The 15,506-nt window shown below is 61.4% G+C and carries 13 protein-coding genes, 1 tRNA gene and 1 pseudogene; 5 read left to right on the top strand and 10 right to left on the bottom strand.

Annotation, left to right across the window (positions count from 1 at the left end; genetic code table 11):
• Positions 1–146: 146 nt before the first annotated feature.
• Positions 147–1,628 carry a glutamate--tRNA ligase gene (gene gltX, locus FHK92_RS21900; protein ID WP_039593947.1) on the bottom strand — a complete coding sequence of 494 codons (1,482 nt, stop codon included), beginning with the start codon at positions 1,626–1,628 and terminating at the stop codon, positions 147–149.
• A gap of 231 nt (positions 1,629–1,859) precedes the next feature.
• On the bottom strand, positions 1,860–3,875 hold the full coding sequence (uvrB, locus tag FHK92_RS21905; RefSeq protein WP_181289954.1) for an excinuclease ABC subunit UvrB: 2,016 nt from the start codon (positions 3,873–3,875) through the stop codon (positions 1,860–1,862).
• Between the two features lie 332 nt (positions 3,876–4,207).
• Here uvrB and FHK92_RS21910 point away from each other — a divergent pair, with 332 nt between their 5' ends.
• The 4 genes from FHK92_RS21910 to FHK92_RS21925 all read left to right on the top strand — a co-directional run bounded on the left by FHK92_RS21910 (position 4,208) and on the right by FHK92_RS21925 (position 6,521).
• Complete coding sequence (locus FHK92_RS21910) at positions 4,208–5,404, top strand: amino acid aminotransferase (RefSeq protein ID WP_181289955.1); 1,197 nt, start codon at positions 4,208–4,210, stop codon at positions 5,402–5,404.
• A 317-nt stretch (positions 5,405–5,721) separates the two neighbouring features.
• Positions 5,722–5,797: transfer RNA gene (locus FHK92_RS21915), tRNA-Asn, on the top strand.
• Between the two features lie 258 nt (positions 5,798–6,055).
• Positions 6,056–6,250, top strand: a complete 195-nt coding sequence (locus FHK92_RS21920; RefSeq protein ID WP_003179723.1) for a hypothetical protein — start codon at positions 6,056–6,058, stop codon at positions 6,248–6,250.
• An 88-nt stretch (positions 6,251–6,338) separates the two neighbouring features.
• Complete coding sequence (locus tag FHK92_RS21925; RefSeq protein WP_030142043.1) at positions 6,339–6,521, top strand: hypothetical protein; 183 nt, start codon at positions 6,339–6,341, stop codon at positions 6,519–6,521.
• On the opposite strand, the gene FHK92_RS21930 is transcribed toward FHK92_RS21925, so the two are convergent.
• Positions 6,518–7,579, bottom strand: coding sequence for an AI-2E family transporter (locus tag FHK92_RS21930; protein WP_181289956.1), 1,062 nt, complete (start codon positions 7,577–7,579; stop codon positions 6,518–6,520). The two genes, FHK92_RS21925 and FHK92_RS21930, sit on opposite strands and share 4 nt — an antisense overlap.
• 146 nt (positions 7,580–7,725) lie before the next feature.
• Between FHK92_RS21930 and trhP the strand changes: the two genes are divergently transcribed.
• On the top strand, positions 7,726–9,057 hold the full coding sequence (gene trhP / locus FHK92_RS21935) for a prephenate-dependent tRNA uridine(34) hydroxylase TrhP (RefSeq protein ID WP_181289957.1): 1,332 nt from the start codon (positions 7,726–7,728) through the stop codon (positions 9,055–9,057).
• Positions 9,058–9,257: 200 nt separating this feature from the next.
• On the opposite strand, the gene FHK92_RS28185 is transcribed toward trhP, so the two are convergent.
• From FHK92_RS28185 to FHK92_RS21965, 7 genes and pseudogenes are all read right to left on the bottom strand, one after another.
• Complete coding sequence (locus FHK92_RS28185) at positions 9,258–10,079, bottom strand: methyl-accepting chemotaxis protein (RefSeq protein ID WP_371914218.1); 822 nt, start codon at positions 10,077–10,079, stop codon at positions 9,258–9,260.
• Between the two features lie 36 nt (positions 10,080–10,115).
• Positions 10,116–11,051, bottom strand: a pseudogene (locus tag FHK92_RS28190) (cache domain-containing protein); the annotation flags it as partial.
• A 109-nt stretch (positions 11,052–11,160) separates the two neighbouring features.
• The gene (locus FHK92_RS21945) at positions 11,161–12,477 is read right to left on the bottom strand and encodes a Na+/H+ antiporter family protein (RefSeq protein WP_181289989.1); all 1,317 of its coding nucleotides are present in this window, start codon (positions 12,475–12,477) and stop codon (positions 11,161–11,163) included.
• A 235-nt stretch (positions 12,478–12,712) separates the two neighbouring features.
• Positions 12,713–14,026 carry an ATP-binding protein gene (locus tag FHK92_RS21950; RefSeq protein ID WP_181289959.1) on the bottom strand — a complete coding sequence of 438 codons (1,314 nt, stop codon included), beginning with the start codon at positions 14,024–14,026 and terminating at the stop codon, positions 12,713–12,715.
• On the bottom strand, positions 14,023–14,691 hold the full coding sequence (locus FHK92_RS21955) for a response regulator transcription factor (RefSeq protein WP_181289960.1): 669 nt from the start codon (positions 14,689–14,691) through the stop codon (positions 14,023–14,025). The genes FHK92_RS21950 and FHK92_RS21955 overlap by 4 nt, the downstream gene beginning before the upstream one ends.
• Entirely contained in the window at positions 14,691–15,002 is a 312-nt protein-coding gene (locus FHK92_RS21960; protein ID WP_181289961.1) for a PepSY domain-containing protein, read from the bottom strand. The genes FHK92_RS21955 and FHK92_RS21960 overlap by 1 nt, the downstream gene beginning before the upstream one ends.
• On the bottom strand, positions 15,002–15,310 hold the full coding sequence (locus FHK92_RS21965; RefSeq protein WP_181289962.1) for a PepSY domain-containing protein: 309 nt from the start codon (positions 15,308–15,310) through the stop codon (positions 15,002–15,004). The genes FHK92_RS21960 and FHK92_RS21965 overlap by 1 nt, the downstream gene beginning before the upstream one ends.
• Positions 15,311–15,506 lie beyond the last annotated feature (196 nt).

Consider the following 15,506-nt stretch of genomic DNA (forward strand, 5'->3'; position numbering starts at 1 on the left):
TCATCGCTGAGGACGGGGCGAATCTTAAGGGCGTATCGGAGGGCTGTCAAATTTATTTTCAAAGAATTTGAAAATTTTTTGCCGGGATAACAATCACTTACCGACAAACCCCGGAAAACCGGGGCATGTCCTGCTCCATCGACCGCTTAAGCAATCGCGCCCAGCAGTTTTTCCCACTCCTTGTTTTCCTTCTTCGACACACCACCGAGCAGATCGATGGCTTGGCGAAGACGGAAACGGGTCAGGTCCGGCCCGAGGATTTCCATGGCGTCGAGCACCGACACCGAGCTCGCCTGGCCGGTAATGGCGGCGAACATCAGCGGCATCGCATCGCGCAATTTCAACTCCAGCGATTCGACCACGGCCTGGATGGTCGCGGTGATGCTGTCCTTTTCCCACTGACGCAGGCTTTCTAGCTTCCACAGGATCAATTGCATCAACTGCCGCACCTGGTCGCCCGAGAGCTTCTTGGATTCGAACAGCTTCGCATCAGGGGTCACGCCGCCGGCAAAGAAGAACCCGGCCAATGGCGCGATCTGGCTGAACGTCTCGACCCGGCCCTGCACGTGCGGCGCGATCTTCATCATGTATTCAGGGTTGAACGCCCACTTCTGCACACGCGCGGCGAACTCTTCAACCGGCAGGTCGCGCAGCCACTGGCCGTTGAGCCAGGACAGTTTCTCGACGTCGAAGATCGGCCCACCCAGGGAGACGCGGGACAGATCGAAGTGCTCGACCATTTCCTGCAGCGAGAACTTCTCGCGCTCGTCGGGCATCGACCAGCCCATGCGGCCCAGGTAGTTGAGCATCGCCTCGGGCATGAAGCCCATGCGCTCGTAGAAGGTCACCGAGGTCGGGTTCTTGCGCTTGGACAGCTTGCTCTTGTCCGGGTTACGCAGCAGCGGCATGTAGCACAGCTGCGGTTGTTCCCAGCCGAAGTATTCGTAGAGTAGGATCAGTTTCGGCGCCGACGGCAGCCACTCTTCACCGCGCAGGACGTGGGTAATGCCCATCAGGTGATCGTCGACCACGTTGGCCAGGAAGTACGTCGGCAGGCCGTCGGTCTTCATCAGCACTTGCATGTCCATGCGATCCCACGGGATCTCGACATCGCCACGCAGCATGTCCGGCACCACGCAGACACCCTCGGTCGGCACCTTCATGCGGATCACATGCGGTTCGCCAGCGGCCAGGCGACGGGCGACTTCTTCCTTGGACAGCAACAGCGCACGGCCGTCGTAGCGCGGGGTTTCGCCCCGGGCGATCTGCTCGGCGCGCATCTGGTCGAGCTCTTCGGCGGTGCAGAAGCAAGGGAACGCGTGCCCCATGTCCACCAACTGCTGGCAGTACTGCTTGTAGATCTCACCACGTTCGCTCTGGCGATACGGACCGTGCGGGCCGCCGACGTCCGGACCTTCGCTCCAGTCGATGCCGAGCCAGCGCAGGGCGTCGAAAATCTGCTGTTCCGACTCACGGGTCGAACGCAACTGGTCCGTGTCCTCGATCCGCAGGATGAACTCACCACCGTGCTGCTTGGCAAAGCAATAGTTGAACAGGGCGATGTAAGCGGTGCCGACATGGGGATCGCCAGTGGGCGAAGGCGCGATGCGGGTACGGACGGTGGTCATGGCATGTCTCGGAAAGAAGATAAAAGCAAAGATCGAACAGGGGGCGAATGGTAACAGGCGATGGTGGGCGGGCTCCAGTGAGAGCGGGATTTGTGTGGCCTGCCGTTAGACCGAGTCGCGCCCATCGCGAGCAAGCTCGCTCCCACAGAGGATCGCGTCCAGCCTGAACAACGCGGTCAACTGTGGGAGCGAGCTTGCTCGCGATGAGGTCCTCAACACCGCCACAAAACCTCAGACAGTCAACAACCGCTCACGCAACTTGCCAATCTCATCGCGCAACTGCGCCGCAGCCTCGAACTCCAGGTCTCGGGCCAGTTGGTACATCTTCTCTTCCAACTGCCGGATGCGCTTGGTGATTTCGCTTGGCGAGCGCAGTTCGGCCTCGTAGCGGGCGCTTTCTTCGGCGGCCTTGGCCATGCCCTTGCGCTTCTTGCTGCGCGAGCCAGGCACGGTGGCGCCTTCCATGATGTCGGCGACGTCCTTGAACACGCCTTTCGGAGTGATGCCATTGGCCAGGTTGAAGGCGATCTGCTTGTCGCGGCGGCGCTCGGTCTCGCCGATGGCCCGCTCCATGGAACCGGTCATGCGGTCGGCATACAGAATCGCGCGGCCATTGAGGTTACGCGCCGCGCGGCCGATGGTCTGGATCAACGAGCGCTCGGAACGCAGGAAACCTTCCTTGTCGGCGTCGAGGATCGCCACCAGCGACACCTCGGGCATATCGAGGCCTTCACGCAGCAGGTTGATCCCCACCAGCACGTCAAAGGTACCCAGGCGCAGGTCACGGATGATCTCGACCCGCTCCACCGTGTCGATGTCCGAGTGCAGGTAACGCACCCGCACGCCATGGTCGGCCAGGTAATCGGTGAGGTCTTCGGCCATGCGCTTGGTCAGCGTGGTGACCAACACCCGCTCCTCCAGCGCCACGCGCTTGGTGATTTCCGACAGCAGGTCATCGACCTGGGTCAGCGCCGGACGCACTTCGACCTGCGGGTCCACCAGTCCGGTTGGCCGTACCACCTGCTCGACCACCCGACCGGCATGCTCGGCCTCGTAGTTGCCAGGGGTGGCCGAGACGAAAATCGTCTGCGGGCTGACGCTTTCCCATTCGTCGAAGCGCATCGGTCGGTTGTCCAGTGCCGAAGGTAGGCGGAAACCGTATTCCACCAGGGTTTCCTTGCGCGAACGGTCGCCTTTATACATGGCGCCGACCTGGGGCACGCTGACGTGGGATTCGTCGATCACCAGCAAGGCGTCAGGCGGCAGGTAGTCATACAAGGTCGGCGGCGGCGCACCCGCCGGACGACCCGACAGGTAGCGCGAGTAGTTTTCGATGCCGTTGCAGTAGCCCAACTCCAGGATCATCTCCAGGTCGAAGCGGGTGCGTTGTTCCAAGCGCTGGGCTTCTACCAACTTGTTGTTCGAACGCAGGTATTCCAGGCGCTCCTGCAACTCGGCCTTGATCCCTTCGATGGCGCCCAGCAGGGTTTCCCGTGGCGTCACGTAGTGGCTCTTGGGGTAGAACGTGAAGCGTGGCAACTTGCGGATCACTTCGCCGGTCAACGGATCGAAGGCCGAGATGCTTTCGACTTCATCGTCGAACAGCTCGATGCGGATCGCTTCCAGGTCCGACTCCGCCGGGTAGATGTCGATCACATCGCCCCGCACCCGGAACGTCGCCCGGGCAAAATCCATGTCGTTGCGGGTGTACTGCAGATCCGCCAGGCGCCGGAGCAAGGCGCGCTGGTCGAGTTTGTCGCCGCGGTCCACGTGCAACACCATCTTCAGGTAGGTTTCCGGGCTGCCCAAGCCGTAGATACACGACACCGTGGTGACGATGATCGCGTCCTTGCGCTCGAGCAACGCCTTGGTCGCCGACAGCCGCATCTGTTCGATGTGATCGTTGATCGAGGCGTCTTTCTCGATGAAGGTGTCCGACGACGGCACGTAGGCCTCGGGCTGGTAGTAGTCGTAGTAGGAAACGAAGTACTCCACGGCGTTGTTCGGGAAAAACGCCTTGAACTCACCATATAACTGCGCCGCCAGGGTCTTGTTCGGCGCCAGTACCAAGGTCGGGCGCTGCACCTGGGCGATCACGTTGGCGATGCTGAAGGTCTTGCCCGAACCGGTCACACCGAGCAATGTCTGGTGCGCCAAGCCAGCCTCGATGCCTTCGACCATCAGGCGGATGGCCTCTGGCTGGTCGCCGGCGGGCTGGAAGCGAGTGACGAGCTGGAATTCAGACATGACATGACCCCTGGATTCATTCCCGTCGGCCAGGCGATGGGAACAAGAAAGACCGAAACGACTGACGCCGCCCGAGGAAAAAGTTGGAATTCACACAATGTGGAGGTGAATGCCTTCGCTTTCAAGACGAACGTCCTACACGCCTTGCAGACTTTGACGCTGCGAAGGGACTAACGGTCGAAAAAAATCGAAAATACTTACGGTAAACACCGATTAGCCTGTCGCCCTGCTCGGTGATGGCCTCTATACTAGCTCCCCGTTTGTGCACCGCTCTAGTGCATCCGGCTGGAGCGCGACACGTCCCCTCACTCTCCATTCAGAGCCGCGCACTAATGAGCCTGTTTTCCGCTGTCGAATTGGCACCACGCGACCCCATCCTGGGCCTCAACGAAGCTTTCAACGCCGACACCCGTACCAATAAGGTCAACCTGGGCGTGGGTGTTTACTGCAACGAGGAAGGGCGCATTCCATTGCTGCGCGCCGTGGTCGAAGCCGAAACGATTCGCGTGGCTCAGCACGTTTCCCGTGGCTACCTGCCGATCGACGGCATCGCCGCGTACGACCAGGCGGTCCAGACCCTGCTGTTCGGCAAGGATTCCGCGCTGATCGCCTCCGGTCGCGTCATCACCACCCAGGCCGTGGGCGGCACCGGCGCGTTGAAGATCGGCGCCGACTTCCTCAAGCAACTGCTGCCTGACGCAGTCGTCGCCATCAGCGACCCGAGCTGGGAAAACCACCGCGCCCTGTTCGAAACAGCCGGTTTCCCGGTGCAGAACTATCGCTACTACGACGCCGCCACCCACGACGTGAACCGCAGCGGCCTGCTGGAAGACCTCAACGCCCTGCCCGACCGTTCGATCGTCGTGCTGCACGCCTGCTGCCACAACCCGACCGGCGTCGACCTGAGCCCGGAAGACTGGAAAAACGTGCTGGCCGTGGTCAAGGCCAAGAACCACGTTCCGTTCCTGGACATGGCCTACCAGGGCTTCGGCCAAGGCATCGATGAAGACGCCGCCGCCGTGCGCCTGTTCGCCGAGTCGGGCCTGACCTTCTTTGCCTCCAGCTCGTTCTCCAAGTCGTTCTCGTTGTACGGCGAGCGCGTCGGCGCCCTGTCGATCGTCAGCGAATCGAAAGAAGAAAGTACCCGCGTGCTGTCCCAGGTCAAGCGCGTGATCCGCACCAACTACTCCAACCCGCCGACCCACGGCGCCAGCATCGTCGCCGCCGTGCTCAACAGTCCAGAGCTGCGGGCCCAGTGGGAAGAAGAGCTGGCCGAAATGCGCCTGCGCATCCGTGGCATGCGCGACCAGATGGTGGACATGCTGGCCAAGGCCGCGCCGCACCACGACTTCAGCTTCGTGGCACGCCAGAGCGGGATGTTCTCCTACTCCGGCCTGACCGTTGAACAAGTGACGCGCCTGCGCAACGAGTTCGGCATCTATGCCTTGGACACCGGCCGCATCTGCGTAGCCGCGCTGAACCAGAACAACATCGAAGCGGTGACCAAGGCCATCGTCCAGGTGATCTGAGCCTCGATGGTTTGAAAAATGGGAGGCCGTCGGCCTCCCATTTTTTTTGGCTGCCCCCCCCCTGTGGCGAGGGAGCTTGCTCCCGCTGGGCTGCGTAGCGGCCCCAAAGCCATCCACCTCGGTATCTCAGGCTGCTTAGTCCAAGCATCAAGGGGCTGCTGCACAGCCCAGCGGGAGCAAGCTCCCTCGCCACGAAAGCTTTTAGTGGCTGTGTGAAGTAGTAACATTTGCTACCCGAACACCACAGCCACAAAAATCCCGCCCGATCATCAACCCAAGCTTGACTTCTCTTTTCCAATCAGTAACATACGCATCATTCCGCGATAGCTCAGTTGGTAGAGCAAGTGACTGTTAATCACTGGGTCCCTGGTTCGAGTCCAGGTCGTGGAGCCAGACAGCAACAATCAAAGCCCCTGAATCGAAAGATCCAGGGGCTTTTTTGTGGGCGCTTTTCACCCTCCAAGGCCCGCCGGTGGCCGTGGACCGCCTGCCCAAGGTCGCTACCAGAACAATAATCTGGCGCCAATGCGGCATCATGGTCTGAATCCTGCTTTGTTTTTCCGACTCCCCAAGCTGTCACCTGAGCGTCATGGCGGTGCCGCACACTGTCCCGGTCCGCCATTGCAGCTTCATAACAACAAGGACGAAGCCATGCCAACACAAAACCCTCACCGCATCGTCGGACTGTGCACCTCAAGCAAGGTGTACAACGCCCTGACCGAGCTCAAGCACCTGGAAGGCCACCGCAGCGCCAAGTTCCTTTCCCTGCTCGCGGAAAACCTGGTCCGCAAGGGCCTGCTCAACGAGCAGGAAGTGGTGCACATGCTCGATCTGGTGGTCGATTGAGCGACATCGATTCCAACTATCGAGCCTGTTGATTTTTCCTCATCCCACAGGACACGTAAGGTAACCCCATCGATTGATGGAGGTTCTCATGCCGAAGGTTCAAATCATGTCTGTAGTTGGCAGTGCCGTCCCCGCCCCGCTCAGGGAGCGCGGCCTGTTGGCTTGCTGGTATCTGGTGCAGGACGGCGTGACCGTCAGCGGCCCGCTGACTTCCCTGCCCGCCGCCCAGGCCATGTCGCAGCGTATCGGCCCCTACCTGCTGCGCGCCTAGGGCAACTGCACCCGAGGCGTGTTCTCGACGAACAGCGCCCAGCACGACATGAACAGCGCCGCGATCAACGGGCCGATGACGAAGCCGTTCAGGCCGAACACCGCCAGCCCGCCCAGCGTCGAGACCAGCACCATGTAGTCGGGCATCTTGGTGTCCTTGCCTACCAAAATCGGCCGCAGGAAGTTGTCCACCAGGCCGATCACAAAGACACCGAAAAGCGCCAGCACCACGCCCTGCCAGATCGACCCCGAGAGCAGGAAATACACCGCCACCGGCGCCCAGACGATGCCCGCGCCCACCGCCGGCAGCAGTGACAGGAAAGCCATCAACACCGCCCAAGGCAACACCGTCGGAACGCCCAGCACCCAGAAAATCAAGCCGCCCAGCGCACCTTGGGTGATCGCGACGAGCAGGTTGCCCTTCACTGTCGCCCGCACTACCCGGTTGAATTTCAGTTGCAGGCGGCGCTTCTGGTGCTCGGCCAAAGGCACGGCCGAACGGACCTTGCGCACCAACTCCGGACCGTCGCGCAGGAAGAAAAACAACAGATAAAGCATCACGAAAAAGCTCACCAGGAACTGGAACGTGCCCTGGCCGAAACTGAATGCCTGGGTGGCGAAGAACTCGCTGCCCTGCATCGCGCTCTTGACGATCTTGTCCCGCAGCCCGCTCAGGTTCCCCAAGCCAAATCGATCCAGCAGATGCTGGAAGTACGGCGGTAACGCATCCTTGAAGCGAGCCAGGTAATCGGCAACATCCAGCTCGCCGCTTTCCAGGCTTTTATACAGCGCAGCCCCTTCCTGGACTAGCAACGTGCTGATGACAATCACCGGCAAGATCGCGATCAGCAAACAGATGGCCAGGGTCAACAGCGTGGTGAGGTTGCGCGGCCAGTTGAGCTTGAATTGCAGGCGACGCTGCAGCGGCGCGAAGACAATGCCCAGGATGACCGCCCAGAATACCGCGCCATAGAATGGCAGCAGGATCCAGACGAAGGCGATGCTGACCAGGATCAGCAGCACCATCTGCGACTTGTTTTGAAGGTTCTTGCGGTTCATTTGCTTTCCATGTCCTTGGCAGATACACGTTAGTCCGCCAGGACGCGCCGGAGTGCCGTCGCGTCTGCAGCGCATCCTTGATCCAGATCAATACCGCCTGGCCGGTCGTGGCCTACCCTCGCCGCTTTTTGCGATCCGACGCCACCATGCCCCTCGTAGCTCCCGAACTGCTCGCCCCCGCCGGCACCCTGAAAAACATGCGCTATGCCTTCGCGTACGGCGCCGACGCGGTATACGCCGGCCAACCGCGCTACAGCTTGCGGGTGCGCAACAACGAATTCGACCATGCCAACCTGGCCGTCGGCATCGACGAGGCCCACGCGCAGGGCAAACGTTTCTACGTGGTGGTGAACATCGCCCCGCACAACGCCAAGTTGCGCACGTTCCTCAAGGACCTCGAACCGGTGGTCGCCATGGGGCCGGACGCCCTGATCATGTCCGACCCGGGACTGATCATGCTGGTGCGCCGACATTTCCCACACATGCCGATCCACCTGTCGGTGCAGGCCAACACGGTGAATTGGGCGAGCGTCGAGTTCTGGCAACAACAGGGCTTGAGCCGGATCATCCTGTCCCGGGAGTTGTCGCTGGAGGAAATCGCCGAGATTCGCCAGCAGGTGCCAGCCATGGAGCTGGAAGTGTTCGTCCACGGCGCGTTGTGCATGGCCTATTCCGGACGCTGCCTGCTGTCCGGCTATCTGAACAAGCGCGATGCCAACCAGGGCAGTTGCACCAACGCCTGTCGCTGGAAATATTCAGCACAACCGGCGGTGGAAAACGCCGTGGGCGACATCGTCCAGGTGTATCAGCCGGAACCGACCCTGGGCCTCGGCGCGCCGACCGACCAGGTGTTCCTGCTGCAAGAGGCCAATCGCCCGGACGAATCCATGCCGGCCTTCGAAGACGAGCACGGCACCTACATCATGAATGCCAAGGACCTGCGAGCCGTGCACCATGTGGAAAAACTCGCCCATATGGGCGTGCATTCATTGAAGATCGAGGGCCGGACCAAGTCGCACTTCTATTGCGCGCGCACCACCCAGGTCTATCGCCGCGCCATCGATGACGCCATGGCTGGCCGGGAATTCGACCGCAGCCTCATGGCCGACCTGGAATCCCTCGCCCAGCGCGGCTACACCGAAGGCTTCTTGCGCCGGCATGTGCATGACGAATACCAGAACTACCAGAACGGCAGCTCGGTATCGGAGCGCCAGCAGTTCGTCGGGGAACTGACCGGCGCCCGGCGCGAGCGCATGGCCGAGGTCCGGGTGAAGAACCGCTTCGCCCTGGGGGATCACATGGAGTTGATGACGCCCAAGGGCAACTTCCACTTCGACTTGCATCAGTTGCAGAACGTCAAAGGCCAGGGCATCGAGGTCGCGCCGGGAGATGGGCATGTGGTGTATGTGCCGATTCCGGATGCGGTGGATTTGCGGTTCGGGTTGTTGATGCGGGATGTGCGGGAGTTGCCCGCTTAAGATCACTGGGTTACTTGTGGCGAGGGAGCAAGCTCCCTCGCCACAATGGTGTATGACTCAGATAGGCGGAGTGACTTCCCCAACAGAAACTGCCGAAGGCTGCGATCCTCCGCTTTCGATAAGGCCTGGTAGGCCAGGCGAAAAACGTCTGGATCGAAAGCGAAAGATCGCAGCCTTCGGCAGCTTCTGCTGCCCCGGGGTCAGATCCGGAACTGCCCCACCAGTTTGCCCAGGCGCTGGCCCAGGTCGGCCAGGCTGCGGGAAGTCTGGGCGCCGAGCTGGGTTTCGTCGGCCACGCTGTCCACCGCCACGGCAATCTGATGCACGCTACGGTTGATTTCTTCGGCCACCGCGGTTTGCTCCTCGGCGGCGCTGGCGATCTGGGCGTTCATCGAGTTGATGGTGCCGATCAGCTGCGCCATGGTGTCCAGGGAGGCACCGGCCTCGTTGGCCCGCTCCGAGGTGCCATCGCCGGCCTCGCTGGAACGGCGCATGGCCTCCACCGCCGCATGGGTGCCGGATTGCAGGCGGTCGATCATGCCCTGGATTTCCTGGGTGCTTTGCTGGGTCCGACTGGCCAGGGCGCGCACTTCATCGGCCACCACCGCAAAACCACGCCCCGCCTCACCGGCACGCGCAGCCTCGATGGCGGCGTTGAGGGCCAGTAGGTTGGTCTGCTCGGCAATCGAACGAATCACCCCCAGTACACTGACAATCGAGGCCACGTCCTGTTGCAGGCTGTCCAGGGACACGCCGCTGCTGCGGATATCGTTCACCAGTGCGTGAATCTGCTGGATGCTGCCGGCCACCACGCGCTTGGCGGACTGGCCTTCTTCATCAGTCTGCTGGGCTGCGACGGCAGCGCCCTGGGCACTGCGAGCGACTTCCTGGGCTGCGGACGACATTTCGTTGATCGCCGTGGCGACCTGATCGGTCTCGTGGCGCTGGCGCTCCATCGCCTGTTCGGAGCGCTGGGCCTGCTCGGACACCTGCGTTACCAGCCCCGTCAGTTGCGAGGTCATGTCGGTGATCTGCCGCACCAGGCCATGGATCTTGTCGACAAAACGGTTGAACGAACCGGCCAGTTGCCCCAATTCATCCTGACTGGTGATCTCCAGGCGCCGGGTCAGGTCGCCTTCGCCCGCCGCAATGTCATCGAGGTTGTCTTTCATCAGATGCAGCGGCCGCAGGATGGTGTTGGCGAGCAGCAGGCCCACCACCGCGATCACCAGCAACACCACGGCGGCAATCCCGACGATGCTCAGGATCACCCCTTGCACTCTGTCATGGACCTTGGCTTCCACCAGTGCGACCTGGGCTTCGATGCCGTCCAGGTTGACCGAGCTGCCGACCGCCATGTCCCATTTGGACAGGTATTCGGTGTAGCCGAGCTTGGGCACCAGGTCCTTGCTGCCGGGCAGCGGCGAGCTGTATTCCAGGTAATGCGTACCGTCCTTGGCGACTTTCACCAAGTCACGGTTGACGTAGACACCGTTCGGGTCGCGGTTGTCCTTAAAGCTTTTGCCCACCCCATCGGGGCTATTGGCCTTGAACAGGCGAATGGTCTCGGAGTCGTAGCCGAAGAAGTAACCATCCTTGCCATAACTGACGTTGGACAGCAGCTTGATCGCCTGGGCGCGCGCCTCGTTATCACCCGGCGCGGCGGCATCGTAGAGCGGCTTGATCGCGGTAAGGCCCACCGCCACGTAGTTCTGCAACGTGGCCTTGGCTTCGCTGAGCAGACGCTCGCGAGTTTGCTGGACTTCGTTGCTGGCCTGCTCCTTCAAGATGAATGCCGTGGTCAGGCTGATGATCACCGCAGACAGCAATACGGGGAGTATCGCAAGGGACAGGACTTTTGCCTTCAAGCTCAGGCGCATGCTGTTCACTCTTGTAGGTGTTATGGCGTGGTTAGCTGGGTTAACGGCAGCGCACGGCAAAACTGTAGGACAAGGTGAACGGTTGGCGGGAGTCGCTGAACTCAAAGGCCCCATCGCGAGCAAGCTCGCTCCCACAGGGGGATGGTGCGAACACAAGATGTGTGAACACCACCGGACCCTGTGGGAGCGAGCTTGCTCGCGATGAAGGCAACGCGGTCCCGGACTACAGCACCATCGCCGCCACCCAACCAAACGCCAGCAATGGCAGGTTGTAGTGGATGAAGGTCGGGACCACGGTGTCCCAGATGTGATGGTGCTGGCCGTCGATGTTCAGGCCGGAGGTCGGGCCCAGCGTCGAGTCCGAGGCGGGCGATCCAGCGTCACCCAGGGCGCCCGCGGTGCCGACGATGCAGACGATCGCCAGCGGGCTGAAGCCCAGTTGCAGGCACAGCGGCACGAAGATGGTCGCCAGGATCGGCACGGTGGAGAACGACGAACCGATGCCCATGGTCACCAGCAACCCCACCAACAGCATCAGTAGCGCACCAACACCTTTGTTATGGCCGATCCAGGCCGCCGAAGTTTCCACCAGGCTCTGGACTTCACCGGTGGCCTTCATCACTTCGGCGAACCCCGAGGCGGCGATCATGATGAAACCGATCATCGCCATCATCTTCATGCCCTCGGTGAACAGGTCATCGGTCTCGCGCCAACGCACCACACCCGATACCGAGAAAATCAGGAAACCGGCCAGCGCCCCGATGATCATCGAATCGAGCAGCAACTGAATGGCGAACGCCGCCGCGATCGCCAGCCCGGCCACCAGCAGGCTGAGGGGGTTGTAGCGCACCGTCACCTGCTCGGCGCGAGCGATTTTCTTCAGGTCGTAGACGCGTTTCTTCCGATAGGTGATAAAGGACAGCATCAGGCCAAACACCATGCCCAGCGCCGGGATGCCCATGGCGTGGGTGATGTTGATGCCGCTGACGTCCACGCCACTGCGGGCGATATTGGCGAGCAGAATCTCGTTGAGGAAGATATTGCCGAAGCCCACCGGCAGGAACATGTACGGCGTGATCAGGCCGAACGTCATGACGCAGGCGATCAGTCGACGGTCCAGCTGCAGCTTGGTCAGCACATAAAGCAGCGGCGGCACCAGCAGCGGGATGAAGGCGATGTGAATGGGCAAGATGTTCTGCGAGGCGACCGCAACCGTGCCCAGCAGACCGATCAGCACCCATTTGACGCCTGTGCCGCCCGCGGCGTCCTGGCGATCCACCATCGCCAGGGCTTTGTCCGCCAGGGCGTGGGCCATGCCGGATTTGGCAATCGCCACCGCAAAAGCGCCCAGCAGCGCGTAGGAAAGTGCCACCGTCGCACCGCCACCGAGGCCTGCGTTGAACGCCTTGAGCGTCGCCTCGATCCCCAGCCCACCCATCAAGCCGCCGACCAACGCGCCGACAATCAGCGCGATCACCACATGCACGCGGGACAAGCTGAGCACCAGCATGACGCCAACCGCGGCAATTACTGCATTTATCATCGTTACCTCAAAGCACAGCGATGGAAAGCCACCGGACAAAAAGGTCGCGACTTTGCAGCAAGCGGCGGCAAGCTGCAAGGGTCATGCGGCGGGTTTTGCAGTCACTGCCCATCCATTGTGGGAGCGAGCTTGCTCGCGATAGCGGAGGGTCAGTTGATATTCATTTTGCTGAACTGACGCTATCGCGAGCAAGCTCGCTCCCACAGGGGCTCTGCGCCACCATTGGTATGTTTCAGCGCCTGGGCAAGTCGATCACGACCTTCAACCCGCCCCACTCGCTTTCATCCAACCCCAACGTCCCGCCCCAGGTATCGACGATGTCGCGCACGATGCCCAGGCCCAGGCCGTGGCCGTCGGTCTGCTCGTCCAGGCGCGTGCCGCGGCTGAAGACCTGGTCGCGGCGGTCTTCGGGGATGCCCGGGCCGTCGTCCTCCACGGTCAGGCTGTAGCCGTCGGCCGTCTCGGTCACGCTCAGGCGCACTTCGGCGTCGGCCCATTTGCAGGCGTTGTCCAACAGGTTGCCCAACAGTTCCAGCAGGTCTTCCCGATCCCACGGCAGGTGCAAGCCGGGCGGCGCGACGCAGGCCAGATGCAGGTGCTCGCCATGGATCATGTTCAACGTCGCCAGCAACCCCGGCAACTCGGCGTCGCAGTCCAGGTGCGCGCCGGGCAAGGCATCGCCCGCCAACCGGGCGCGGTTGAGTTCGCGGTTCAGGCGCTGGCGGACTTGTTCAAGTTGTTCAAGCAACAGCTTGCGCAACTCCGGATAGGGATCGAGCTTTTCGTTCGAGGCCAGGCTTTGCAGCACCGCCAGCGGGGTTTTCAAGGCATGGCCCAGGTTACCGAGGGCATTGCGTGAACGCTTGAGGCTGTCTTCGGTATGGGCCAGCAGGTGGTTGATCTGTGCCACCAGCGGCTCCAGCTCCCTGGGTACCTGTTCATCGAGCTGCGAACGCTGCCCGCGCTGCAACTGGGCGATCTGCTCCCGGGCTTTTTCCAAGGGACGCAAGGCGCGCTGCACCGTAAGCCGCTGCAACAGCAGAATCAGCAGCAATCCCGCCAAGCCAAGACCAAGACCGACCTGCTGCATTCGCAGGAAGCTGTCGCGCACCGGGGTGTAGTCCTGGGCGACGCTGATGGATATAGCCTGGCCCAAGCGTCGATAGTCGGTGCGCAAGACCAGCAGCTTCTGGCCTTCGGGGCCCAATTGCAGGTTGCTGTGCAGCCCCGGATGGTCGAGTTGGGGCAGTTCCTGGTCCCATAGAGAACGAGAGCGCCAATGCTCCTCGGCAAAATCGATACGGAAGTAATGCCCCGAAAACGGTCTCAGATAAGCCGGAGACAAGCGTCGCTCATCCAGTTGCAGGCCTTGCGGACCGCGTACCAGGGCGACCAACAGGTTTTCACTGTCGTTGCGCAATCCTGCTTCCAGGTAACGCTGCAAGCCCAGCTCGAACAACCACAAGCTGGTCTGCGCCAGGATCAGACCGACCACGACCATCACACCGATCAGTCCAAGGCTCAAGCGCCGCTGGATGGATCTCACTGCGCCTGTCCGCCGAACAGGTAGCCCTGGCCGCGGCGGGTTTCGATCACACTGCGCCCCAATTTGCGGCGCAGGTGGTTGACGTGGACCTCCAGCACATTGGAATCGCGCTCGGTCTCACCGTCATACAGGTGCTCGGCGAGATGAGTCTTGGAAAGGATTTGCTCGGGATGGAGCATGAAATAGCGCAACAGGCGGAACTCGGCGGCGGTCAATTGGATTTCCGCACCGTCGCGAATCACGCACTGGCGACCTTCATCCAGATGCAACCCCGCCGCCTGGAGCGTCGGCTGGTTGGCCTGGCCGTGGGAGCGGCGCAACAGCGCCTGGATGCGCAGGTGCAGTTCTTCGGGGTGGAATGGCTTGGTCAGGTAATCATCGGCCCCGGCCTTGAGCCCTTCGATGCGCTCGGCCCAGGAACCCCGGGCGGTGAGGATCAGCACCGGAGTACTCAAGCCTGCGGCCCGCCATTGGGCCAGGACGTCGAGCCCCGGCACGCCGGGCAGGCCTAGGTCGAGAATGATCAAGTCGTAAGGCTCGCTGCTGCCCTGGTACACCGCATCGCGACCATCGGCGAGCCAATCGACCGCGTAACCCTGTCGGGCCAGCCCGGCCATCAGTTCGTCCGCCAGGGGAACATGGTCTTCCACGAGGAGCAGGCGCATCAATCTTCCTTATCTTTGAGTAAACGGCCGGTTGCGGCCTCAAGGTCCAGTTCGCGCACTACGCCATCGGTATCCAGCAGCTCGACTTCATAAATATAGACGCCGTGCTTTTCCTCAAGCTCGGCTTCCAGCAACTTGGCGCCGGGGTGAAGATCCAGCGCCTGTTGCAGCAACTGCTCCAGCGGCAGGATCACGCCCTGCTGGCGCAATTGCAGGGCTTCGTCCTGATCCAGGTCTCGGGCTGCGGCCAGCGAGCAAAACGTCAACAGCGCCAACGCCCAGCGGCTGCGGGCGCGTAGATTAAGCTTCATTACGTATCCTGATGATTCTTGAGCACCTCGCCGGTAACGGCGTCGAGTTCCAGGTCCCACTCGATGCCTTTGGCATCACGCAGGTCCACCTTGTAACGGTACTTGCCGTAATCCTCTTCCAGCTCGGTATCGGTCACCTTGGCATCAGGGTGTTTGGCCAGGGCAGCGGCGTTGAGTTTCTCGAAGGACAGGATGGTACCAGCGTCCAGCAGTTTTTTGGCCTCATGGTCATGGAGGTCTCTTGCTTGAGCCAAGCCAGCGATCAGGATCATGAACGTCGCGATAAAAACGGCAGTCAGGCGGTTCACGGGTTATCTCCTTTTTATAATCTTTGCCGGAAAACTGTATCGGGGTGAACTTAACTGAAACTGAATTGCCATCATGGGACGCACATCAATGTGGGAGCGCGCTTGCTTTCCACAACAGTCTTCCAGTTGACATCGAAACATCTGAACTGACGCTATCGCGAGTAGGCTCGCTCCTACACCGCCCCATGTCGTTATA

Source organism: Pseudomonas brassicacearum subsp. neoaurantiaca (genome assembly GCF_013608025.1).
GTDB lineage: Bacteria > Pseudomonadota > Gammaproteobacteria > Pseudomonadales > Pseudomonadaceae > Aquipseudomonas.

What these genes read in the sequence shown, in the direction of transcription:
- gltX (WP_039593947.1), bottom strand. Translation starts at nt 1,628, where the DNA reads ATGACCACCGTCCGTACCCGCATCGCGCCTTCGCCCACTGGCGATCCC.
- uvrB (WP_181289954.1), bottom strand. Translation starts at nt 3,875, where the DNA reads ATGTCTGAATTCCAGCTCGTCACTCGCTTCCAGCCCGCCGGCGACCAG.
- FHK92_RS21910 (WP_181289955.1), top strand. Translation starts at nt 4,208, where the DNA reads ATGAGCCTGTTTTCCGCTGTCGAATTGGCACCACGCGACCCCATCCTG.
- FHK92_RS21920 (WP_003179723.1), top strand. Translation starts at nt 6,056, where the DNA reads ATGCCAACACAAAACCCTCACCGCATCGTCGGACTGTGCACCTCAAGC.
- FHK92_RS21925 (WP_030142043.1), top strand. Translation starts at nt 6,339, where the DNA reads ATGCCGAAGGTTCAAATCATGTCTGTAGTTGGCAGTGCCGTCCCCGCC.
- FHK92_RS21930 (WP_181289956.1), bottom strand. Translation starts at nt 7,579, where the DNA reads ATGAACCGCAAGAACCTTCAAAACAAGTCGCAGATGGTGCTGCTGATC.
- trhP (WP_181289957.1), top strand. Translation starts at nt 7,726, where the DNA reads ATGCCCCTCGTAGCTCCCGAACTGCTCGCCCCCGCCGGCACCCTGAAA.
- FHK92_RS28185 (WP_371914218.1), bottom strand. Translation starts at nt 10,079, where the DNA reads ATGACCTCGCAACTGACGGGGCTGGTAACGCAGGTGTCCGAGCAGGCC.
- FHK92_RS21955 (WP_181289960.1), bottom strand. Translation starts at nt 14,691, where the DNA reads ATGCGCCTGCTCCTCGTGGAAGACCATGTTCCCCTGGCGGACGAACTG.
- FHK92_RS21960 (WP_181289961.1), bottom strand. Translation starts at nt 15,002, where the DNA reads ATGAAGCTTAATCTACGCGCCCGCAGCCGCTGGGCGTTGGCGCTGTTG.